19 protein-coding genes are annotated in these 21,456 nt (G+C 61.3%); 9 read left to right on the forward strand and 10 right to left on the reverse strand.

Annotation, left to right across the window (positions count from 1 at the left end):
* Window positions 1–223: 223 nt before the first annotated feature.
* The 4 genes from parC (at window position 224) to AAC029_RS05420 (ending at window position 5,509) form a co-directional block, all read left to right on the forward strand.
* A complete protein-coding gene (gene parC, locus AAC029_RS05405) occupies window positions 224–2,500 on the forward strand; it encodes a DNA topoisomerase IV subunit A (RefSeq protein WP_339744816.1) in 2,277 nt (758 codons plus the stop codon).
* Between the two features lie 51 nt (window positions 2,501–2,551).
* Complete coding sequence (locus AAC029_RS05410) at window positions 2,552–3,103, forward strand: LemA family protein (RefSeq protein WP_339744819.1); 552 nt, start codon at window positions 2,552–2,554, stop codon at window positions 3,101–3,103.
* Between the two features lie 11 nt (window positions 3,104–3,114).
* Window positions 3,115–4,143 carry a M48 family metallopeptidase gene (locus tag AAC029_RS05415; protein ID WP_339744822.1) on the forward strand — a complete coding sequence of 343 codons (1,029 nt, stop codon included), beginning with the start codon at window positions 3,115–3,117 and terminating at the stop codon, window positions 4,141–4,143.
* Window positions 4,144–4,297: 154 nt separating this feature from the next.
* Window positions 4,298–5,509, forward strand: a complete 1,212-nt coding sequence (locus AAC029_RS05420; RefSeq protein WP_339744825.1) for an AIPR family protein — start codon at window positions 4,298–4,300, stop codon at window positions 5,507–5,509.
* A gap of 72 nt (window positions 5,510–5,581) precedes the next feature.
* Here AAC029_RS05420 and AAC029_RS05425 read toward each other — a convergent pair whose 3' ends face one another.
* The 7 genes from AAC029_RS05425 to AAC029_RS05455 all read right to left on the reverse strand — a co-directional run bounded on the left by AAC029_RS05425 (window position 5,582) and on the right by AAC029_RS05455 (window position 14,254).
* Window positions 5,582–6,685 (reverse strand): AI-2E family transporter, encoded by a 1,104-nt coding sequence (locus AAC029_RS05425; RefSeq protein WP_339744828.1) that lies wholly within the window; start codon window positions 6,683–6,685, stop codon window positions 5,582–5,584.
* Between the two features lie 332 nt (window positions 6,686–7,017).
* The gene (locus AAC029_RS05430) at window positions 7,018–8,613 is read right to left on the reverse strand and encodes a TRAP transporter large permease subunit (RefSeq protein ID WP_339744831.1); all 1,596 of its coding nucleotides are present in this window, start codon (window positions 8,611–8,613) and stop codon (window positions 7,018–7,020) included.
* Between the two features lies 1 nt (window position 8,614).
* Complete coding sequence (locus AAC029_RS05435; RefSeq protein ID WP_339744834.1) at window positions 8,615–9,400, reverse strand: TRAP transporter small permease subunit; 786 nt, start codon at window positions 9,398–9,400, stop codon at window positions 8,615–8,617.
* 2 nt (window positions 9,401–9,402) lie between these two features.
* Window positions 9,403–10,518, reverse strand: a complete 1,116-nt coding sequence (locus AAC029_RS05440) for a TRAP transporter substrate-binding protein (RefSeq protein ID WP_339744837.1) — start codon at window positions 10,516–10,518, stop codon at window positions 9,403–9,405.
* Between the two features lie 22 nt (window positions 10,519–10,540).
* On the reverse strand, window positions 10,541–11,311 hold the full coding sequence (locus tag AAC029_RS05445) for an arginyltransferase (protein WP_339744840.1): 771 nt from the start codon (window positions 11,309–11,311) through the stop codon (window positions 10,541–10,543).
* Window positions 11,312–11,366: 55 nt separating this feature from the next.
* Window positions 11,367–13,214 carry an SLC13 family permease gene (locus AAC029_RS05450; protein ID WP_339744843.1) on the reverse strand — a complete coding sequence of 616 codons (1,848 nt, stop codon included), beginning with the start codon at window positions 13,212–13,214 and terminating at the stop codon, window positions 11,367–11,369.
* 125 nt (window positions 13,215–13,339) lie between these two features.
* Window positions 13,340–14,254: a flagellar motor protein MotB gene (locus AAC029_RS05455; RefSeq protein WP_339744846.1), complete on the reverse strand. Its 915-nt coding sequence runs from the start codon at window positions 14,252–14,254 to the stop codon at window positions 13,340–13,342.
* 87 nt (window positions 14,255–14,341) lie between these two features.
* Between AAC029_RS05455 and AAC029_RS05460 the strand changes: the two genes are divergently transcribed.
* Window positions 14,342–14,806 carry a flavin reductase family protein gene (locus tag AAC029_RS05460; RefSeq protein ID WP_339744849.1) on the forward strand — a complete coding sequence of 155 codons (465 nt, stop codon included), beginning with the start codon at window positions 14,342–14,344 and terminating at the stop codon, window positions 14,804–14,806.
* On the opposite strand, the gene AAC029_RS05465 is transcribed toward AAC029_RS05460, so the two are convergent.
* Window positions 14,788–17,115, reverse strand: a complete 2,328-nt coding sequence (locus tag AAC029_RS05465) for a penicillin acylase family protein (RefSeq protein WP_339744852.1) — start codon at window positions 17,113–17,115, stop codon at window positions 14,788–14,790. The two genes, AAC029_RS05460 and AAC029_RS05465, sit on opposite strands and share 19 nt — an antisense overlap.
* 61 nt (window positions 17,116–17,176) lie before the next feature.
* On the opposite strand from AAC029_RS05465, the gene AAC029_RS05470 reads away from it, so the two are divergent.
* The 4 genes from AAC029_RS05470 (at window position 17,177) to AAC029_RS05485 (ending at window position 20,247) form a co-directional block, all read left to right on the forward strand.
* Window positions 17,177–18,046 carry an NAD(P)-dependent oxidoreductase gene (locus AAC029_RS05470; protein ID WP_339744854.1) on the forward strand — a complete coding sequence of 290 codons (870 nt, stop codon included), beginning with the start codon at window positions 17,177–17,179 and terminating at the stop codon, window positions 18,044–18,046.
* A 4-nt stretch (window positions 18,047–18,050) separates the two neighbouring features.
* Entirely contained in the window at window positions 18,051–19,070 is a 1,020-nt protein-coding gene (locus tag AAC029_RS05475; RefSeq protein WP_339744857.1) for a TIGR00341 family protein, read from the forward strand.
* Window positions 19,071–19,156: 86 nt separating this feature from the next.
* Window positions 19,157–19,621, forward strand: a complete 465-nt coding sequence (locus tag AAC029_RS05480) for a hypothetical protein (RefSeq protein WP_339744860.1) — start codon at window positions 19,157–19,159, stop codon at window positions 19,619–19,621.
* Window positions 19,618–20,247 (forward strand): trimeric intracellular cation channel family protein, encoded by a 630-nt coding sequence (locus AAC029_RS05485; RefSeq protein WP_339744862.1) that lies wholly within the window; start codon window positions 19,618–19,620, stop codon window positions 20,245–20,247. Before AAC029_RS05480 ends, AAC029_RS05485 begins: the two co-directional genes overlap by 4 nt.
* A 56-nt stretch (window positions 20,248–20,303) precedes the next feature.
* On the opposite strand, the gene AAC029_RS05490 is transcribed toward AAC029_RS05485, so the two are convergent.
* Window positions 20,304–20,780: a GNAT family N-acetyltransferase gene (locus tag AAC029_RS05490; RefSeq protein ID WP_339744864.1), complete on the reverse strand. Its 477-nt coding sequence runs from the start codon at window positions 20,778–20,780 to the stop codon at window positions 20,304–20,306.
* Between the two features lie 240 nt (window positions 20,781–21,020).
* The gene (locus AAC029_RS05495) at window positions 21,021–21,347 is read right to left on the reverse strand and encodes a hypothetical protein (RefSeq protein ID WP_339744867.1); all 327 of its coding nucleotides are present in this window, start codon (window positions 21,345–21,347) and stop codon (window positions 21,021–21,023) included.
* Window positions 21,348–21,456 lie beyond the last annotated feature (109 nt).

Consider the following 21,456-nt stretch of genomic DNA (forward strand, 5'->3'; position numbering starts at 1 on the left):
TGCATTAGCACATCGGTGGATGAGGGCGCACTGTTGGAAGCGGAATCCCACGCACAACCCTAGAAGACTAGCATCGGATTGGTCAAAGCGACCGTGAACGAGCACCCAGAAATATTCCGTTTGGCTGGTAGAGACCCCTTTCCCCACATATTCCTGCGCCCCGTCCCTGTGCCACAAGCCAATCGCCCTATACTGAAAGCCACGAATCACGAGGCGAAGTCCCATGGGCGATAATTTCGATCCGGATGCCGGTCATATCATCGAGGAACCCTTTGATGAGGCGCTGTCCAAGCGCTATCTGGCCTATGCCCTGTCGACGATCACCCAGCGCGCTCTGCCCGATGCCCGCGACGGCCTGAAACCGGTCCATCGGCGGCTTCTCCATGCGATGCGCGAGCTGAAGCTGAACCCGGAATCGGCGTTCAAGAAATCCGCCCGCGTCGTCGGTGATGTGATCGGTAAATACCACCCCCATGGCGACCAGTCGGTCTATGAGGCGTTGGTGCGTCTGGCCCAGGATTTCGCCTCGCGCTATCCGCTGGTCGATGGCCAAGGCAATTTCGGCAATATTGACGGCGATAGCGCCGCCGCCATGCGCTACACCGAAACCCGCCTGACCAAGGCTGCCGAACTGGTGTTGCAGGATATCGAGCACGGCACGGTCGATTTCGAGGACACTTATGATGGCTCCGAGCGCGAGCCCCTGGTCCTGCCGGGCGCATTCCCCAACCTGCTCGCCAATGGCTCGACCGGCATTGCCGTCGGCATGGCGACCTCGATCCCGCCGCACAATGCCTACGAGCTGTGCAAAGCGGCGCGGCATCTGATCAAGAAGCCGGATGCCGAAGTCATCGATCTTCTGAAATATGTCAAAGGCCCCGATTTTCCGACCGGTGGCATTATCATCGAGCCGGAAGCGGCCATCCGCGAGGCCTATGAGACCGGGCGCGGCGGCTTCCGCGTACGGGCGAAATGGGAGACCGAGGATATCGGTCGCGGCATGTGGCGCATCGTCATCACCGAAATCCCGTATCTGGTTCAAAAATCCAAACTGGTCGAACGCATCGCCTTGATGATGGAAGCCAAGCGCCTGCCTTTGCTCGAAGATGTGCTCGATGAGAGCGCCGAGGATATCCGCCTGGTGCTGGAGCCGAAGAGCAAGCTGGTCGATCCGGAATTGCTGATGGAGTCGGTGTTCAAGCTGACCGATCTGGAAAACCGTTTCCCGCTCAATCTCAATGTGCTCGATCCTGAAGGCACGCCGCGGGTGATGAGCCTGAAGGATGTGCTGGCGATCTGGGTCGAACACAGGCGCTCGGTTGCCGTGCGCCGGGCCGAGACGCGGCTGGCCAAGGTGCAGGACCGGCTCGAAGTGTTGGCCGGCTATCTGATTGTCTATGCCGATCTGGACGAGGTGATCCGCATCATCCGTTTCGAGGACAAGCCCAAAGACTTGTTGATGAAGACATTCGAACTGTCCGACCGGCAGGCCGAGGCCATTCTCAACATGCGGCTGCGCAGCTTGCGCAAGCTGGAAGAGCTCGAAATTCGCAAGGAAGACGACACTTTGCGCGGCGAACGTCAGAGCTTGGCTGACCTGATCGCCTCGAGCGAGCTGCAATGGGCCAAGGTCGATGGCGAGATCGCAGACGTCGAGAAATTCTATGGGCCAAAGTCGGCAATCGGTGCGCGCCGCTCGGTCTTCGCCGATGCGCCGCTGGTCACTGCCGAAACCTCGATCGAGGCCTTCATCGTGCGCGAACCGATCACCGCCGTGCTCTCCGAGCGTGGTTGGGTGCGCACGCTCAAAGGCCATGCTTCCGACGTGACCGAGTTGAAATTCAAGGAAGGCGACCGCTCTGCCTTCGCCATCAAGTGTGAGACCACCGACAAGCTGTTGATGTTCGCCACCGACGGCAAATTCTACACTTTCGATGCCAATAAATTGCCCGGCGGGCGCGGCCATGGCGAGCCGGTGCGGCTGCATGTCGACCTGCCCGAAGATGCGGCGCCAATCGGCCTGTTCAAATACGATCCGACGCGCTCCCTGCTGGTCGCCTCCGGCGAGGGGCATGGCTTTAGGGTGCTGGAAAAGGATTGCATGGCCGCGACCAAGGGCGGCAAGCAAATCCTCAACCTCAATGCCGGCGACGAGGCCCTGCTGTGCATCCCGGCGATGGGCGACCAGGTCGCGGTGATCGGCGAGAACAAGAAATTGCTGGTCTTCCCGCTCGACGAAATTTCGGTGATGTCGCGCGGCAAGGGCGTACGCCTGCTCGGCGGCAAGGGGGCGCGTGTTGCCGATGTGATGGTGTTCACGGCCGAGGAGGGCCTCTCCTGGCTTGACGGTGCCGGTCGCCGCCATGCGCTCGATGACTGGCAGATGTGGGGGGCCAAACGCGCCCAAGCCGGCAAGATGGCACCACGCGGTTTCCCGCGCAGCCTGCGCTTCGCGCCGCGCGGTTCGGAATTCCTCGCTTCACAGGCGAAAGCGCAATAACTAGACTGCCCAATTGAGACTTTGCCCCCAGCCCGCCCGGGAGACTTATTCATGGACGCCTCATTGATCCTTCTGATCGTCGTCATCGCCGTCGGCTTCATGCTGGTGATGATCTATAACCGCCTCGTCGCGCTGCGGCAGACCTGCAACCAGGCTTGGGGCGATGTCGATGTCCAGCTCAAGCAGCGCCATGATGTCATCCCCAATCTGGTCGAGACCGTGAAGGGCTATGCCAGCCACGAGAAAGACACGTTGGAAAACGTCATCAAGGCGCGCCAAACCGCGATGGCTGCTCCGAATGTGAAAGAGCTCGCCGGTGCGGAAAACATGCTCTCCGGCGCCCTGCGTCAACTGTTTGCCCTGTCGGAAGCCTATCCCGACCTGAAGGCCAACCAGAACTTCATGCAATTGCAGAGCGAATTGTCGGATCTGGAAAACAAGATCGCTGCCGCGCGCCGCTTCTTCAACAATGCCGTGGCTGAGTTCAACACCTCGATCGAACAATTCCCGGCCGTGCTGATGGCGTCGATGTTTGGCTTTGCCAAGCGTGACTTCTTCGAAGTCGGTGAGGGCGAGCGCGCTGCACCCCAGGTCAAATTCTAGGATTTTGAGCCATGATGTTCGGGGCCGCGGGACTGCGCAGCCATATCTGGAACAATAATCTCAAATCGATTGCCTTGCTGGCCGGGTTTCCGGTCCTGCTGACCCTGATCGGCTATGCCATCGCCCTGATCGTCATCGCGATGAGCGGTGAGGGCGATTACATGGCCTCCAAGGGCAGTTACGGCGCGGCGACGCTGGGCGATTCCATGATGGCGGCGGTTTATATCCTGCCGCAAATTGCTGTCTTCGCCTCGATTGCGGCCGGGATCTGGTTCGTCATCGCCTGGTTTGGCCACCAGGCGATGATCAATGCCGCCACGGGTGCCAGCTCCGTGACCCGCAAGGATGAGCCGCGCTTTTATAATTTGCTGGAAAACCTGTGCATTTCCAGGGGCATGACGGTGCCGAAAATGGCGATCATCGAAACGCCCGGCCTCAATGCCTATGCCTCGGGGCTACGCGAGGGCCAATACACCGTGACGGTCACGCGCGGTCTGATGCAGACCCTCAATGATGCCGAGCTGGAAGGCGTGCTGGCGCACGAACTCTCGCATATCCGCCACCAGGATGTGCGGCTGCTGGTGATCGCGATCATCTTTGTCGGCATCATTTCCTTTGCCGCCGAGATTGCCTTTCGCGGCATGTTTTATGGCGGCATGCGCGGCGGCGGCCGGCGCAGTGGATCGCGTAATGGCGGTGCGCTCATCATTATCGCCATGGCCTGCATCGCTGTCGCCTATCTGCTTGGTATCATGATCCGTTTCTCGCTGTCGCGGCGGCGCGAATACATGGCCGATGCGGGCGCGGTCGAACTGACCCGCAACCCCGATGCGATGATCTCGGCGCTGGCGAAAATCTCGGGCCATTCCGAAATCGACAAGGCGCCGGAAGAGGTGCGCGAAATGTTCATCGAGAACCACAGCACGGGCTTCATGGGCGTGTTCGCGACGCATCCACCGATCGAGAAACGCATCGAGGCGCTGGTGGAATATGCCGGTGGAAAGCGGGCGCAGCGGGTGTCGAGTGTGCCGCAGGTTTAGTCTCGACTTGCTTTTACGCTCTACCTACGTCTCCGTTCATGTTGACAAAATCTGCACTTGCACAGTGCGATTAGGTTGTGCTATCCAGTGAGTGCACGTGGATTCGTCTGCGGCATTTTTGGTCGCCTCGCGACACAACCTATGGAGAATGAAAATGGGCGTTACGACGCACAAAATTCGCGCACCTGAAGCGCGCCGCATTAAGCACCCCGTATTCCCTGAAATCGAGAAACACTATCTGACCGTCCGGGCAATAGATGTGCCCGACGGTATCCGGAAGGACGCCAACGCGCGTGACGGCGAAGGGCAGGACTTGCGGAAACAAGTCTATCGGGAAGTGCAAAAGAGCCTTTTGGCTGAGAACTCCCTTCCCGGCATTTTTGATCTTAAGAATAAGGGGATCGTCATACTCGCCGAAAGCGTGCGGAAGGTCGGTGAAGACGTTTATGAGATCCGGATTCGGGAGGGCCAAGGGATTGTCGATGGCGGCCATACATACGAAATCATCTGCAAAGCGCAGGCTGAGGACAGTATTCCCGAGGATCAGTATGTCGAAATTCAAATTCGTACTGGCGTCGATGATGATCTGATTACCGAAATTTCAGCGGGCTTGAATACGGGCATCGCGGTGAAGCATCACTCTATCGCAAACCTTGACGGCAAATACGAGTGGATCAAGGAAGAGGTGGCAGATCAGCCGTACGCATCGAGGATCGCTTGGCGCGAAACTGACGCTGGCGATTATGATGTACGTGACTTGATTTGCGTTCTTGAAGCGATGAACGTTATCGATTTTGCTAACGAAAGCGGCATCCACCCGATTTCTGCCTATGAGGCGCGCGAGAGGGTCACCAAAAAATTCTCCGACGATGCAGACCTGAACGAACTTAGTCCCAAACATTCTACTTACCAACGTTTGCGGCCGTTGCTCCGGGACGCTCTTGTGCTCTACGATACCATTCGTCATGACTTTCGCGAGGTCTACAATCGCGAAACCTTGGGGAATGCCGGGGCCCTCGATATCGTGGAGAGGGCTCGGAAGGGGAAATCGTTTGATTTCCCGTTCGCGGGTCTCGATGACTCTGAGTACCGTTTGACCAAAGGCGCGCTGTATCCGATTTTCGCGGCGTTTCGGAACAAGGTTTGGATCAACTCGGAAACGGGTCTCGCTGAATGGGATGGGGGCTTTGATTCAGTTCTGGAGCTGTGGGACACGACTGCCGTAGAGCTGGTCAGGCAGACTAAGGCGGCAATAAAGGATTACGGGCGGAAGCCAGATGTCCTTGGTAAATCACGCGGCCATTGGAACAATGTCCACAAGACCGTTGAGGTCCACCTGCTTCGTAGTCTTCACCGGTCGAAATAATCTGACCGGGCTGAGAGGGCAGGCTGGTCCTGCCCTCTCAATTTGGCTGGCCAGATAGCGCGTTGAGTACTGTCATTGGTCGCTCTCCACAACGGGCTCCTCCGTCTCCTCCTCCTCCAGCAGACCGGCAAATGCCTCGCGGAAGATGAACCAGACTGAGGTGAACAGCGCGGCGATCACCGGGCCGAGAATGATCCCGACGGCACCGAACATGGCCAGCCCGCCCAGGGTCGAGATCAGCACCATCAGGTCTGACATTTTCGCATCCTTGCCCACCAGCATCGGCCGCAGGATATTGTCCGAGGTCGAGACCACGACGGCGCCCCAGACCGCCAGCGCGATGCCGGCGACGGGGTGACCCGAGGCGAGCAGCCAGATCGCGGCGGGCCCCCAGATCAGCGGTGGTCCGATCATCGGGATGATGGAGAGCAGGGTCGCGACCGCAGCCCAGAAGATCGCGCCGGGCACACCGGCGGCGAACAGGCCGATCCCCGTCAGCGAGCCTTGCACCAGCGCGATCAGGAAGGAGCCCTTCACCGTGGCGCGAATGGTGGAGATGGCGCGCTCGGCCAGCAATTCGCGATCCTTGCGCACCATCGGGATCAGATTGACCGCCTGGCGTCCGCTCTCGCGCCCGGTGAGCAGGAAGAAGAACAGCGCATAGATCAGGATGAAAAGGTTGAGCGCCGCGATCAGCACGCCGCCGGTGCCGGCACGCAGGCTGGAGACGAGGATGCGCCCGACCGACCCGGCCAGCGACCCGATCTGGGTGGCGATGGTGGCCTGATACTGGATCATCTCATCGCGAAACGGCAGCCAGGCCGGCAGGCTGTCGAGCCCGTTCTCGCGGATCAGCGTCACCTGTTCCTGCACCCAGGGCGTCACCATGCCCATGACCTCAATCGCCTGCTCCGCGACGACGCCGAGCAGGATGGAGGCCGGGATCACAAAGGCCAGCACCGAGCCGGCCACCAGCAGCCCCGCAGAAATCCCTTTGCGCCCGCCCAGCCCGGCACTGAGCCAGTCCTGCGGCGCCTGCAGGAAGAGCGTCAGAACCGCCGCGAGGAAGAGCGCCGCGAGATAATCGCGGATCATCCACAGGAAGATCCAGGAGACGACCAGCGCGAGGATAATGATGAAGCCGCGCTCGATGGCGATTTTTCGGATCGGGGTCATGGCGGCATCTTATCGCGCGGCGCAGATTCGCCAAGGGTGGGGGCGGGCGAGCTTACTTCTTCTCATATATATACCTTGTCATCCCGGACCCTCGCCTTCGCGAGGGCAGGCGGATGCCCCGCGGATGCGGGGCGCAGATCCGGGACCCAGAAGCGCCAAGGCGATTCCCGTTGGGCAAACCGGCGAAATCCGAACCTTCGATACGAGAGCCACCAAGCGTCGGGCGTCTGGATCCCTGACCTATGCCCGGATCGCTTCGCGTCCGGGCATAGGTCAGGGATGACAAAAATTTGCATTTTGTGAGTAAGAGAGGTGGCGCCATGCGCCAGCCACTACCCGTACAACCATTCCGGCAACGCCGTCGCCAACCACGGCAGCAGCACCACCGCCAGGATCGCCAACAACTGAATGATCACAAACGGGATCGCGCCGCGATAGATCGCCGCGGTCGTCACCGAAGGCGGGGCGACGCCGCGCAGGTAGAAGAGGGCGAAACCAAACGGGGGCGTGAGGAAGCTGGTTTGCAGATTCATCGCCATCAACACGCCGAGCCAGACCGGGTCGATCCCCATGACCAGCAGGATCGGCGCGACGATGGGCACGACGACGAAGGTGATCTCGATAAAGTCGAGGAAGAAGCCCAACAGGAACATCACCAGCATCACGACGGCCAGCGCGCCATACTTGCCGCCGGGCACGGCGGTGAGGGCGTGCTGCACGACGAGGTCACCGCCAAGCTCGCGGAAGATCAGGGAAAACAGCGCCGCGCCGATCAGGATCACGAACACCATGGCCGAGATATTGGCGGTCGAGGCCATCACATCGTCAAGCACGCCGGAGCGTTTCAGACGCAGCAGGCTGAGCGCCGCACCGACCAGGGTGATGGCGACGAGCACGAAGGCGAACATCGTGGCGGCCGGGCCGAGATCGGCGACATAGAGGCGGCGGTCGGCGCCAATATTGGCGACGACCACAAGGGCAAACAGGCCGAGCAGGGCGGCGAGGCCGGCAAAGGCGACGAGCTGGCCAGGCAACGGGTTCTTCGCAGCGCCGGCATTGCGCGCACCGGCGATAAAGGTCGCGCCCACAGCGCCGACACCGGCGGCTTCTGTGGGTGTGGCGACACCGGTCAGGATCGAGCCGAGCACGGCAGTCATCAGCGCCAGCGGGGGCAGCAGGGCGTGCAGCAGCTGACCCCAATCGGTGGTGCCTTCGCTGGCAGGAGCGGCGGGCGCGTCATTGGGGCGGAAGATGGCGATGCCGATCTGGTAGAGAATATACATGCCCACCAGAAGCAGGCCCGGGATCAGCGCGCCGGCGAAGAGATCGCCGACCGAGACGATATCCGGCGAGAAAATTCCCTGCGAGCGTTGGGCCTGCTGATAGGCATTGGAGATCTGGTCACCGAGCAGGACGAGGACGATGGAGGGCGGAATGATCTGGCCCAGCGTGCCGGACGCCGCAATCGATCCGGCGGCGAGCTCCGGCGAATAACCGCGTTTGAGCATGGTGGGCAGGGATAACAGGCCCATCGTCACCACGGTCGCGCCGACAATGCCGGTTGAGGCGGCCAGCAGCGCGCCGACAATGATGACCGAGATGCCCAAGCCCCCGCGCATGGTGCCAAACAAGGCCCCCATCGCTTCAAGCAATTCCTCGGCGATGCGCGATTTTTCCAGCATCACGCCCATGAAGACAAACAGCGGCACGGCGACGAGGATGGAGCGATCCATCTCCATCAGATTGCCGTAAATGCGCTGCGGGAAAGCGCGCAAATGCACCGGGTCGAACAAGCCAAGGCCCAGGCCGAGGAAGGCGAAGGCCAGTGCAACGCCGGCCAGGGTGAAGGCGACCGGATAGCCGCGCAGCAAGGCGGCGAAGGCGACCAGGAACATCAAGAAGGGCAGGAGTTCGATGAACAGGTTCATCCTACATCTCTCCCGCGCTGGCATTGGCCGGGGTTGGCGGCGCCTCCTGGCCGGCAATCGTCAGGGCGGCACGGGCCGCCATTGAAAGGCCTTGCAGGATCATCAGGATGGCAAACAGCGGGATGGCGGTCTTCAGCGCAAAGACCAGCGGCAGACCGTCAGCTTCGCGCGAACGCTCCAGAATGCGCCAGGTCGAATTCATATAGCCGGTTGAAGCCCACAGGATCAGCGCGCTCGTCGGGATCAGGGCGAGATAAGTGCCGATCAGATCAACCCAGGCTTTGCCGCGCTCGCTCATCTTGGAATAGAAAATATCGACTCTGACATGGCCGTCGCTGAGCAGGGTTGAGGCTGAGGCGAGCAGGAAGAGCAAGGCGTGCATGTAGATGACGCTCTCGGCCAGCTTGGTCGAGGCATAGCCGAACACATAGCGCTGGATCACCACCGTCGCCGTCGCGATCACCAGGCCGAGCGCGAACCAGCGCGCCGCGCCGCCCAAGCTCAGATTGAGGGAGTCGATGAGGCCGATGGCGCGGCGCAGGCCGCCGGCGAGGATAGTTGGCAGGGTGAGGAAGCGTCCGGCCAGACCGGCCACTAGCGGGATTAGCAGCAGCGGCCAACCATATTGACCCAGCGTGCCGAGCACGCCGCCAATCGCCTGGGCCTGGCTGGCCAGATGCTCGCTCGCCCAAGCGGCAACGCCGCCGCCAGTGGCGATATCGCCCACCGTCAGCGCCAGCATGAGCGCACCGGTCGTCAGGATCAGTCCGTCGCCCGCGCGTCTCATGCCTAGCGGCCCAGCACGCGTTCGCGCTGTGCCATATAGGGCATCTCGGAGATCCGGTCCCAGCCACGCATCGCGTTGCGCGCGGCCAGATAGCTGTCATAGACACGCCGCGTCATCGCATCGCCATTGGCGGTGTCGGCCACGACCTGTTCTGAGACCACACCAATCCGGTCCCAGATCTCGTCGCTGAAGGAGCGCAATTGCACACCGTGCTGATTGATCAGCACATCCAGCGCGAGGGCATTTTGATACTGGAACTCGGCCAGGCACTGATTATTGGCGGCCCAGCATGCCTGTTTCAGGATGGCCTTGTGGTCGGATTCAAGACCGTTCCAGACATCGAGATTGATGCCGACGCCGAGGCTCGAGCCTGGTTCGTGAAAGCCGGGGCCGTAATAATAGGGCGCTTCGCGATAGAAGCCGAAGGCAAGATCATTCCACGGGCCGACCCATTCGGTCGCGTCGATGGCGCCCGATTGCAGCGCCGGATAAATCTCACCGCCCGAGAGGGTGACGGCGGCGGCGCCAAGCTCGCGCAGCACCGAGCCGCCGAGGCCCGGCATCCGCATGCGCAGACCGCGGAAATCTTCCAGCGTATTGATTTCGCGTTTGAACCAACCGGCCATCTGGTGGCCGGAATTGCCCGCTTGGAAGGGCTTGATGTTGAATTGGGCCGAAAGCTCGTCCCACAACGCTTGGCCACCGCCAAACTCGACCCAGCCCATGATCTCGCTCGCGGTCATGCCCATCGGCACGGCTGTGAAGAAATTGAAGGCTTGCGACTTGCCCTGCCAGTAATATTCGGCGCCGTGATACATGTCGGCGGTGCCTTCGGAGACCGCATCAAAGGCCTCAAAGGCGCTGACCAGCTCGCCAGCGGCATAGACGCGAACCTCCAACGAGCCGCCCGAGGCGGCAGTGGCGAAGGCGGCGACATTATTGGCGGCCGTGCCGAGGCCGGGGAAATTGGCCGGCCAGGTCGTGACCATGCGCAATTGCTTGACGCCGCGCAGAATGGCTGGCGAGGCGGGGGCGGCCGTCTGGGTCGTGTCGCCGCAGGCGGTTGCGACGGTTGCCGCGGCGATGCTCGCACCGCTGAGAAATGTGCGTCTGTCCATGAATGTCTCCCCCAAGAGTGCGTCAGTCGTGTTTCGGCGTGCAGTCTATGTCGTCCTCATCCTCGAATTCCAGCTCGGCATGCGGCTGCCAACCCGCCGGGGTGAGGACTTGAAGTGGTTGGAACTCGGCCTTGTAGGTCATTTTGCGGCTGCCGCGAACCCAATAGCCCAGATAGACGAAGGGCAGGCTGGCAAGCTCCGCCTGTCGGATCGCATCGAGAATCATATAGGCGCCAAGGCTGCGGCGTCCGGCGTCCGGATCGAAAAAGCTGTAAATCATCGACAGTCCGTCGCGCAGTCGATCGGTCAGGACCGCCGCCACCAGTTCGCCTTCCGCATCGCGGTATTCGGTCAAATGGGTGCGCTGGGCGCCATCCTCGATCATCATCACGAATTCGCCGAACGACATGCCCGCCATATCGCCATCATGATGGCGGCTTTCCAGATAGCGATCGAGCAGCTCATATTGTTCCATCGTCGCCGCCACTGCGTGGGTGGAGACTCGCAAATCGCTGTTGCGACTCAGAATTTTGCGCCAACGCCTTTTCCAGATGAAGTGCCCGGTATCGATGCGGACCGAGCGGCAGGCATCGCATTTCTCGCAGGCTGGCCGGTAGAGGACGGCCTGGCTGCGGCGAAAGCCGGCATGGGTGAGGGCGTCGTTCAGCGCCGGACCTTCGCCGGGTTCGATCCGGGTGAAGACCTTGCGTTCCATCCGGCCCGGCAGATAGGGGCAGGGCGCGGACGCGGTCAGGAAAAATGGAATTTGTTGGGTGGCAAACGGGTGGGTCACGTTTTCGCCTTGGGTTCAATCTGGATGCTCAATCGAGCGGGTTACTGGAGCGCGCTCAAGCCCCACCGAGCGCGTAATACATCGCAATATAGGCGGTATATCCGGCCCAGAACAAGATGATAAGTGGTGTGCCGGCGCGCAGATAGTCGATGAAGCGATAATGGCCCGGCCCCATCACCAGCAAATTGGTCTGATATCCGATCGGTGTGGCGAAGGACGTATTGGCGGCCAACAGTACCGTCATCGCGAACAGGGTCGGGTCTGCGCCCATCTGGTGCGCGGCTCCGATGGCGATCGGCGTGAACAGAATGGCCGTGGCGTTGTTGGACAGGACATTGGTCAAAAGCGCGACCAGAATGAACAGGGCCGACATCAGCACAACAGGCCCGAACGGCTCAAACACCGAAACGACGCCGAGCGCCAGCAAGTCGGCCGCGCCGGTGGACTGCATGGCCGTGCCGAGGGCGATGGCCGATCCGATCAGCAGATAGACCCGGATATCGACGGCGCGCGCCGCCTGACGGGTATTGAGACAACCACCAACGATCATCGCGACAGCGCCGAGGAAGGAGGCGACTGCAATCGGCATGGTTCCCGTCGCGGCGAAGAGGACGACCCCGGCGAAGATCGCGCGCGCAATATTGGCGCGGCGCGGGTCGGCCAGGGCCGTCGAGGACCACTCCATCAGCAGAAGATCACGATCAGCCCGCATCGAGCGCATCGCATTGGAGGTGCCGAACAATAACAATGTGTCGCCCGCCTCGAGACGGATCTCTCCCATGCGCGAGCGGATCATCCGGCTGCGGCGTTGGATCCCCAGCACAACGCACCCGGTGGCATGGCGAAAGCCAATCTGGGCAATCGTCCGGCCGATCAGGCGCGAGCCTGGCGCGACCACAGCTTCAGTCATTTTCAACTGGTCGCCCGGGTTGGGCTCCTCGCCGGGGCCAGGGCCGGAGGTCCGCAACAGGCCGCGCATGAAATCAGCGTTTTTCGAGAGAAGGTCGGTGAGGGTCTGGCGCGTCGCGGCGACGATGACAAGATCACCCGGACGCAATTCTATCTGGTCGAAGGGCGGGAGCAAGGCGTGCTCGCCGCGCTGGATCATGCGCACGGTCATGTCAGGCAAATCGACGAACATGCCGGCGACTGGTTTCTTGCCGGCCAGCGGGTGATCACTGGTCACTTCAAGCTGGGCGATGAATTGGCGCCCGCCGGCGCCGGCCAGTTCTTCTTCCATCGAAGAGTGATCGGGCAGAAGCTTGGGCAGGATGAACATGACGTAGAGCACGCCAATCCCCGCGAGGAAAAGGCCCGGTCCGGTCGGGGCGAAAAACCCCAGATGGACGCCGGTTGTCGTCAGCAGTGAATCGGCGACGAGAAGATTGGTTGAGGAGCCTATGAGCGTCGTCATTCCAGCGAAAATGCAGATATAGCTCAACGGGATCATGAGTTTGGAGGCGCTCTGTTCCATCCGCTTGGCGATGGCGCCGAGGATGGGAACGAACATCACCACGACTGGCGTATTGTTGATAAAAGCACTGATCACAAAGACAAAGGCGAACATGCCCAGCAGTGTCGCTTTAGGGTATTGGTCGAAGGAGCGCAGCAACGCCTGGGTTGGACCTTCCATTGCGCCGGTCTGGAATATGCCCTGACCCACGATCAGCAAGGCCATGATCGTGATCAAGGCCGGGTTGGCGAAGCCGGCCAACAGTGCGCTGACCGAGGGATTGTCGGTTTCGAGCGGGAAAAAATGGAAAAAGACCAGCAATATGGCCACGATGGCCGCAGAGACCATTTCGATCGCGAAACGCTCCCAGCAATAGAAAACAATCGCGATACACAGGCCGGCAAGCACAGCCCACATCTGCCAATCGTTTACCGATGTCATGTCTGGCATATTGTTGTTTCAGGAAGCGTCGGACCCGATCTGGCCATTGCAAGGCTAGCATGCGGCCGCCGCGCTTGCGAAGCCCTTTTGGTGCGTGGCGCTGTCTGTGATGTCGCTTCGGTCTCAGTCAGAAATCAGAGTTCGTGACCGGACGGCAGGATAGGTGCTTCGCGCAGCAGCACAATCGAGATGCGTCGATTGCCGGGCATGTAGGGATCGTCGGGATAAAGTGGTTCGGACCCCGCCTTGCCCCGCACGTCATAGATGCGGTCATCATTGACCCCGGCCTCTTGTAGCACGGCGCGCGCGGCATTGGCGCGGTCAGCTGAAAGATTCCAGTTGGTGTAGTCGCCGCTGCCGGCCGGCCCGGAATCGGTGTGACCGGAGATCGACAGGCGATTGGGTAGGCGGTCTGCAATGGCGGCAATGGCGTTGAGCAGGGTCACTGCGCGGGGATTTGGCTCGGCGACGCCGGGCTGGAACATCGGCCGCCCCTCTTGGTCGATCAACTGGATGCGCAGACCTTCCGGGGTGACGTCCATGATGACCTGGTTGGAGAGCTCGGCCAGTTCCGGCATTGATTGCATCGCTTGGCGCAGTGACATCGCAGCGCTCTGGAACAGGGCATCCTCGCGGCGTTGTTGTGCCTGGGCCATAGCGGACTGGGTGACTTGCGGGGTCTCGGTCGATTCGGATGTCGAGGCCGGCGTCGCCTGCTCGCTCTCATCGCTGTCCTGCGGCACAGTCGGGGCGAGGCGGCGCACCATTGAAGCATCGCCATTGCCCTGCACGCCATCCTGACCTGGCGTCGTGCCGCCAAAAGGCTGACCCGATCCAGAGGTCGAGGGGCTCACACTGGCGGGTGCGAAGTAGTCGGCAATGCCACGCTTTTGCTCGGGCGTGGTGGTATTGATCAGCCACATCAAGAGGAAGAAGGCCATCATCGCGGTCACGAAATCGGCATAGGCAACTTTCCAGGCACCGCCATGGTGTCCGCCTGCGACCTTGGTGATCTTCTTGATGATGATCGGCCTGTCGTTCGCCGCCATGTCTACCCACCTTGTTTACACTCACCCAACTCCTGTAGACGGTTAACGTTAAGGCCAGGTTTCGAGCCGGTATGTGAAGGGAAGACTTTGATTGATAGCCGAGCTTTCCGCGACGCTTTGGGGTGTTACCCCACGGGCGTGACCATCGTCTCGACCTATGCCGGTGGCGTTGCCCTGGGCATGACGGTGAATTCCTTCGCCTCGGTTTCGCTTGAGCCACCGCTGGTTCTCTGGTCGATCGAGCGCACGACGCATCGCTATGATTTGTTACGCAACGCGAAGGATTACGCGATCAATATCCTGGCGCATGACCAGTCCGCCATGGCGGAGCTCTGTGCCCATGAGGCCAATCTCGCCGCTTGCGGTGCAAGCTGGTCAGGCGATGTGGCACCGCTGATCGACGGCGCTGTCGCGCGCCTCCTGTGCCGCCAGCACGCGGTTCATTCGGGTGGCGATCACGACATCATCATTGGCGAAGTCATCGCTTTCGATACACTGCGGCCGGTGGAGTCCCTGCTGTTTTCGCGCGGCAGCTACGGCAAGGCGGGCTGAAGCCTGAGCCGTTCTGCGCCCTCCGGCATGGCGTCTGGATCCCAATCCGTGCGGACCTCGAAATACTCGCCGCGTGCCCATAAGGGGGCCAGATCGGCATAATGGCGCGACATCACATTGCCCGACTGGCCGGTGGTGATCATGAAGCGCGAATTATTCATATCCGACAGATCATACAGCGAGCGGTAGGACGGTCCGTGCGTGACGGCATAACCGGTCTGGCGGAAGGAGAAGGGCGCGACATTGACCGTCGAGCCGTCGCCGGGCACCGGCGTGGTGATGGTGAACCAGTCCTTCAGCACCGGAAAGCTGGAAAATGGCGTGTGGTCGCTGCGGGCGTAATGCACATCGCCCCACTGCCAGGCCGCGATGTCAGGGCCTTGGGCGGCGACCGTATTGGCGATCGCGTCGTCGAGCGAGGCACCGAGCAATTCATGGCAGGTCTCGACATCGCTGGTGTTGACGTCATCGCACCAGGCGCCGAGATCGCCGGTCAACACGTCCATCATGAAGACGCGGCGGTCGGCATACCAGCGATTGAATTGCGTCCCGAGTTCGTCGGCATAAACGCGCCGTTGCAGCTCGACCATCCAGGCTGAATAGATCAGCGGTTGCGGCTCATCGACCGCCATGTCGGCATCCCAGTCCTGCAGCAAAGCGAGCGCGTCTCGCCCGGCCGTCGTCATTGGTTCCGCCGTCAGCAGAACCGGCAGGATGCGCAGGGCCATGTCCGAAACGGTATCGGTCTGCAGGGCCTGCAGGCTGTCGAGATCATGGCGCGGCTGCGCCTCAATGCCGTGATAGATCCGACGGATGCGGCTGACGCCATACCATTCATTGGTCAGGTAATAGGGATAGGCATCCGGCACGATCATATTATTGGCGGTCGCGATGAAGCCGCGTGTCGGATTGCGTGTGTGCGGCAGGTCATCGAAGGGAATGGTCGAGACCCAGTCGCCAGACCCATCGCGCACGGGGATCCGCGCAGGTGCGTAAAAGCCGATATCGCCATCGGTAGCGGCGAACACCATATTCTGTTGCGGCGCGACGAAACTGCGCACGGCATTGACGAAATCATCCCAGCCGCGACCGCTGGAAATCGCCATGCCGACACCGGGCGTGGTGTCATCGGGCTCGTCGAGCATCCATTGCAGGGCGAAGAAATCGGCACCCTCGGGCAGCGGGTAGTTGAAATGCTCCGGATCGAGTACCGGCCCGGTCGCGGTTTCGCGGCGGGTGATGGTGACGTCCGCGCCGAAGCGGACATGGATGATCTCCTCGCGGCTGCCGGTGACATCGGCCTGCGTCGCTGGATGCAGATCACCAACATCAGGGCCGGTATTGGTGAAGCCCCAGGCGATGGTGTCATTGCGGCCCAGCGTCACGAAGGGCGTGCCGGGCAGGGTGGCTCCGACGGTCGAGCCCTGCGGCGTGGTCACGCTGGCGAGATACCAGATATCCGGTGCTTTCAGGCCCAGATGTGGGTCATTGGCCAGGATCGGTGCGCCGGTCGTGGTGCGGCTGGCGGCGAGGACCCAATTATTGGAGCCGTCCCGGCCGGGATCTTCAGGCCCGATTGCGGGGGCAGGGCTTTCAATCCCGGTGTCAGCCGGCGCGCCCGTCAAACCAAGATCAGCCATGCTCAATGAGCGCGGCGCATCGGCGGGGTAGCGGCCGATGAATTCCTCGGTTCTCTCGGCACCGAGTACGGCTTCGAGCGCTGCGCGGGCCGGCTCTTGGAACGCATTGCCGAACAGGTCGAGCGCAATCGCCTTGAACACGGTGACGGTGTCTGCCGGGGTCCAGGGTTCCGGTGCAAACATCAGGATCTGGTATTCCGGCGGAGCGACATAGCCCGGTGCGGAGATGATGGCGTTGACGCCGTCGCTATAGGCTTGCAGCGCGGCTTGCACGTCGGCGGGAAGATTGCTGACCGAAGCCTCTGCGGCACTGGCCAGTCCCATGGTGCGAAAGAAAATATCGGTATCGAGCGTGCTGGCGCCGAGAATTTCCGACAACCGGCCGCGAATCGCACGCCGGGTAATCTCCATCTGCCACATTCGGTCCTGGGCATGGGCGGCGCCAAGCGCGTAATAAGCATCATGGGCATTGGCGGCGAAGATATGCGGCACACCATGCGCGTCGCGCACGATATCGGCCGGCGCTTCGAGCCCTGCCATATCGAGCGTGCCGGTGGTTTGCGGCAGCGAGGCATAGAGCCGGTTGGCGAACACCAGTGCGAACACCACGATCGCGGCGAGAAGGATGCCAACGGCGATGCCGGTTTTGCGCAATACTGATTTGATCATGATGACTTGCTCCCCTGAGCGCGGGAGACTAGCAAGAGTGAAATCGAATTGGGAGTGTCTAATGGCACGGTGCGCATTCTTGGGTCTCGGTGTGATGGGCTTTCCGATGGCGGGCCATCTGGTGAAAGCGGGACATGAGGTCACGGTCTGGAACCGGACGGCAAGCAAGGCGGCCAACTGGGCGACGCAACACGCTGGCACGGCCGCCGCGACGCCGCAGGCGGCCGTGGAAGCCGCCGAATTCGTCTTCTTTTGCCTCGGTGATGATCCCGATGTGCGCATCGTCGCCGACCGGGTGATCCCGGCCATGCAACGCGGCGCCATTCTGGTTGACCACACCACCGCTTCCGCCGAACTGGCGCGCGAGCTCGATGTAGAGGCGCGCGCTGCCGGCATCGGCTTTATCGATGGTCCTGTTTCTGGTGGCCAGGCCGGAGCCGAGAATGGGCAATTGACCATCATGTGCGGTGGCAGCGAGGCCGATTTTGCCCGCGCACAGCCGGTGATGGATGCCTATGCCAAAGCGGCCTCGCTGATCGGGTCGGCTGGTTCGGGGCAATTGGCCAAAATGGTCAACCAGATCTGCATTGCCGGCATCGTCCAAGGCCTGTCGGAAGGCCTGCATTTCGCTCAATGCGCCGGGCTCGACCCGGCCAAGGTGATCGGTGCCATCTCCAAGGGCGCGGCGCAATCCTGGCAGATGGAAAATCGTTGGCAAACCATGGTCGCGGGCAAGTTCGATTATGGTTTCGCGGTTGATTGGATGCGCAAGGATTTACGCATTACGCTGGGTGAAGCAGGGCGCAACGGGGCCGAGCTTCCGGTCGCAGCGCTGGTCGATCAGTTCTATGCCGAGATCCAGGATGCCGGTGGTAGCCGCTGGGACACGTCGAGCCTGATTTTCCGCCTGCAACCCCCTGGAAAAGGCTGAAACCATGCGCCTGTTTGAGCTGAGCATGGCCGATGGCGATAACGTAGGCCCGGTGCATCAGGCCGTGCTCGCGACCAATCCACTCGATTGCAGTCTCAGCGATGCCGATTCCGGCGGGCGGCGACTGATGCGGATGGTGTTCAGCGAGGGTGACGGGCAAAAAGCGCTCGACGCCATCTCGACCATGCTGGAACACCAGGACGATTGGCGTCTGGTTGTTTTACCGGTCGAGGCCAGCCTGCCCAAACAGGCTGAAGAAGACCCGGAAGTGAAGAAGCAGCACCGCATGGTGGCGTTGCGCGAAGAGATTTATCAGGACATCGAGGCGGGCACGAAGCTCGACCGTGATTTTCTGATCCTGACGGCGCTTTCAACCATTGTGGTCGTGTTTGGACTGGCTGCCGATAATGTCGCCGCCGTGATCGGCGCGATGGTGATCGCCCCCTTGCTCGGCCCGATCCTCGCCTTTGCACTCGGCTCGGCCTTGGGCGATTTCGAACTGATGACCAAAGCCTCGCGCACGGCGTTGTCAGGCCTCTTCCTGGGGATGGCGATCTCGGTCGTGATCGGCCTGGTGTTTGACGTCAATCTTGGCTCGACCGAGCTGACCAGTCGGACGATCGTTGGTCTGGATTCGACTGCGCTGGCGCTCGCCTCGGGCGCGGCAGCGGCGTTGTCGATTGTCGCCGGTCTGCCCTCTACCTTGGTCGGGGTGATGGTGGCGGTGGCGCTCTTGCCGCCGGCGGCCTCGACTGGCCTGTTTGCCGGTTCGGGAGACTTCCCGTTGGCGGCGCGCGCGGGCCTGCTGTTGATGATCAATATCGTCAGCGTCAATCTGGCAGCCCTGCTGGTCTTCTTCTTCAAGGGCGTACGCCCGCGAACCTGGCTGGAACGCCGCTCGGCCAAGCGCTCGGTCTTGATCAATGCCGCCGTCTGGGCGGTGCTGATTGTGGCGCTGACCCTGGTGGCTGTATATCTGACAGTCCCTGGCGTGCCGGAAGTGCCCGGCGTGCCGCGGCCATGAATGAGGCGAAGATGACTCAATCCAACACAAACGCCGCAAATGGTCTGATTCGCACTGATCCGGTTGCGATGGGAGTTTGGCAGCGCTTGACCAAAGGTTTCGCGACCTGGCGGCTGATTGTTCTGTCCGGTTTTACCCGGCGCGGCGCGCACCATTTCGGGAATGATCATCTCACGCCCCTCAACAAGGCGGTCCACTGGAAAATCGGGCTGGGCCTGCTCGGCGGGCTGGACGACGGCCAGATTGATTTCCTCAAGACCTATGCTGAGCTGAATGCCAGCAGGGTTGAACGCTCATTTAGAACCTACGCCTTGATCCTGGTCACAATCCCGGTTGGTGCGACCGTCGGGATCAATGAGATCGACCCCGATATCTGGGAACAGGCTGGCTTCAGCCAGATTGAAACCGTCATCGTTATTCTGGGTGTCTGGGCCGTCGCCGTCGGGATCTTGATGGCCGCCGCTTGGCGCGCTCGCGATTTGGCCGACCTCTTGTGTTTCGAACAGGCGCGCCGGGTTCTGGCCCGTGCAAACCGGACTTCGTCAGCATGAATGTCGGCACCGTCTTTTTGATCCTGGATTTCGCCGGGATCGGATTCTTTGCTTTTTCCGGCGGCATGCTGGCAGCGCGCAAATCGCTCGACCCGTTTGGGGCGGCGATCCTCGGCGCTGTCGCGGGCATGGGCGGCGGTACTTTGCGCGATGTTTTGCTGGGTGATCTGCCCGTCTACTGGATCGTTGAGCCGAAATATCTCTGGATCGCGCTCGGCGGTGCCTTGCTGGGTTATTTCCTGGCGCCAGGCGCGCAATGGCTGGCGACGCGGCGCATCGTGCTGATCTGGGCCGATGCGATCGGGCTGGCGGTTTTTTGCGTGCTCGGTGCTCGAGCCGGCCTTGATGCCGGGGCCCACTGGACGATCGCGCTTTTGACCGGGGTGATGAGCGCAGCCTTTGGCGGGCTGTTGCGCGACATCATCGTCAATGATGTGCCGCTGGTCTTGCGCGAGGATATCTATGCGCTTGCGGCTCTGGCCGGCGCGGCGGCCTATGTCGCCGGCATGGCACTGGGCCTTGACCCCAGCGCCGTGACCATCGGCTCTGCGGTGCTTGCCTTCGTGCTGCGCGGCTGCGCCATTCAATTCAAATGGTCATTGCCCGCGATCATGCTGGGCGATTGAGCGGCTTGGACGCAAAAAGGCCCGGCGTCACCGCTGGGTGACGCCGGGCCGGTCGGCTAGCCGCCGCGCTGCTTGGTCATGCGTACCATCGCGATCCCGTAATCGGGGTCGGTGAAGGCTTCGCCCAGTGCCCAGCCATGCTTGGCGTAGAAATCCACCGCCTGGTGATTATCCCGAAAACTTTCGAGACTGATCAGCGCGTGTTCCGCGAACAGGATGGATTCTGCATCCGCCAACAGCACTGCGCCGACGCCGCTGCGATGCCGCTCCAGCGTCACCATCATCAGATCGACGCTATTGTCGCGCAGGGCGCAGGCACCGATCACCTCGCCATCAGCCACGGCGACGCGGGTGAAGGCATTGCGCTCGGTATAGTAGTGAGGCACCGCCCCGGAGGCGATATAGCCCTCCACCATGTCCGCTCCGATGACGTCGGGATATTTGGCTCGGATCGTTTTGTAGGAGAGGGCAGTGAGCGGCTCGACATCGTCCGGCCTGGCCGGACGAAGGTGTAGGTTTGGGTTATTTTTCAATGGTCTGTTCCTGAAATAGAAAAGCGGTCCGCGCCGGCATGGCCAGGCGGAATGGGGTTTTCAAACCAGCCCGCTGCGTCAGCGGGCTGTATCAGGACTCAGAGATAAGGCGCATAAACGCTCCAATTGAAGGTGATCAAAGCTAGATCGGCCCGCTGACCCGGTCAATTGGGCTCGGGCGAAAAAAAAGCCCCGGACGATTCCCGGAGCTCTTTTCATTGCTGTTGATGTGTTCAAGCGTTATTCGCTCGCGGCCATGCCCGGCACGAGGCGCTCAACGGTGGCCATGATGATGACCATCAGCGATGCCGCTGACAGCACCGCACCGTAATTGGTGAAGATGCCCGTCAGATATTCGCCCGCTGTTGGAATGGCGCCGAGAGCACCGGCTCCGCCCATCAGGAAAATGGCGGCCAGGATGACGGCGCGGCGATGATCGCCCTTGATGAAATAGCCGCTGACCAAGCCGACAATGGCCAGGATCAACCCTGCCATTTCGAATGAGATGAATGCGAACAGGATTGCGACGATTGCCGCAATGGCCCAGATGATTTTGTCCAGTGACATGTGTGTCTCCCCAGGGTGATTATTGGAACAACGCCCGTCAACCACAACACATCGCCAAACGTTACGCCCGATATTGAAGGCGACGCAAGTGTAATTCGGCAAGATGTTG

Origin of the sequence: uncultured Maricaulis sp., from assembly GCF_963975345.1 — a bacterium.
Taxonomy (GTDB): Bacteria; Pseudomonadota; Alphaproteobacteria; order Caulobacterales; family Maricaulaceae; genus Maricaulis.

What these genes read in the sequence shown, in the direction of transcription:
- parC (WP_339744816.1), top strand. Translation starts at nt 224, where the DNA reads ATGGGCGATAATTTCGATCCGGATGCCGGTCATATCATCGAGGAACCC.
- AAC029_RS05410 (WP_339744819.1), top strand. Translation starts at nt 2,552, where the DNA reads ATGGACGCCTCATTGATCCTTCTGATCGTCGTCATCGCCGTCGGCTTC.
- AAC029_RS05415 (WP_339744822.1), top strand. Translation starts at nt 3,115, where the DNA reads ATGATGTTCGGGGCCGCGGGACTGCGCAGCCATATCTGGAACAATAAT.
- AAC029_RS05420 (WP_339744825.1), top strand. Translation starts at nt 4,298, where the DNA reads ATGGGCGTTACGACGCACAAAATTCGCGCACCTGAAGCGCGCCGCATT.
- AAC029_RS05425 (WP_339744828.1), bottom strand. Translation starts at nt 6,685, where the DNA reads ATGACCCCGATCCGAAAAATCGCCATCGAGCGCGGCTTCATCATTATC.
- AAC029_RS05430 (WP_339744831.1), bottom strand. Translation starts at nt 8,613, where the DNA reads ATGAACCTGTTCATCGAACTCCTGCCCTTCTTGATGTTCCTGGTCGCC.
- AAC029_RS05435 (WP_339744834.1), bottom strand. Translation starts at nt 9,400, where the DNA reads ATGAGACGCGCGGGCGACGGACTGATCCTGACGACCGGTGCGCTCATG.
- AAC029_RS05440 (WP_339744837.1), bottom strand. Translation starts at nt 10,518, where the DNA reads ATGGACAGACGCACATTTCTCAGCGGTGCGAGCATCGCCGCGGCAACC.
- AAC029_RS05450 (WP_339744843.1), bottom strand. Translation starts at nt 13,214, where the DNA reads ATGCCAGACATGACATCGGTAAACGATTGGCAGATGTGGGCTGTGCTT.
- AAC029_RS05455 (WP_339744846.1), bottom strand. Translation starts at nt 14,254, where the DNA reads ATGGCGGCGAACGACAGGCCGATCATCATCAAGAAGATCACCAAGGTC.
- AAC029_RS05465 (WP_339744852.1), bottom strand. Translation starts at nt 17,115, where the DNA reads ATGATCAAATCAGTATTGCGCAAAACCGGCATCGCCGTTGGCATCCTT.
- AAC029_RS05470 (WP_339744854.1), top strand. Translation starts at nt 17,177, where the DNA reads ATGGCACGGTGCGCATTCTTGGGTCTCGGTGTGATGGGCTTTCCGATG.
- AAC029_RS05475 (WP_339744857.1), top strand. Translation starts at nt 18,051, where the DNA reads ATGCGCCTGTTTGAGCTGAGCATGGCCGATGGCGATAACGTAGGCCCG.
- AAC029_RS05485 (WP_339744862.1), top strand. Translation starts at nt 19,618, where the DNA reads ATGAATGTCGGCACCGTCTTTTTGATCCTGGATTTCGCCGGGATCGGA.
- AAC029_RS05495 (WP_339744867.1), bottom strand. Translation starts at nt 21,347, where the DNA reads ATGTCACTGGACAAAATCATCTGGGCCATTGCGGCAATCGTCGCAATC.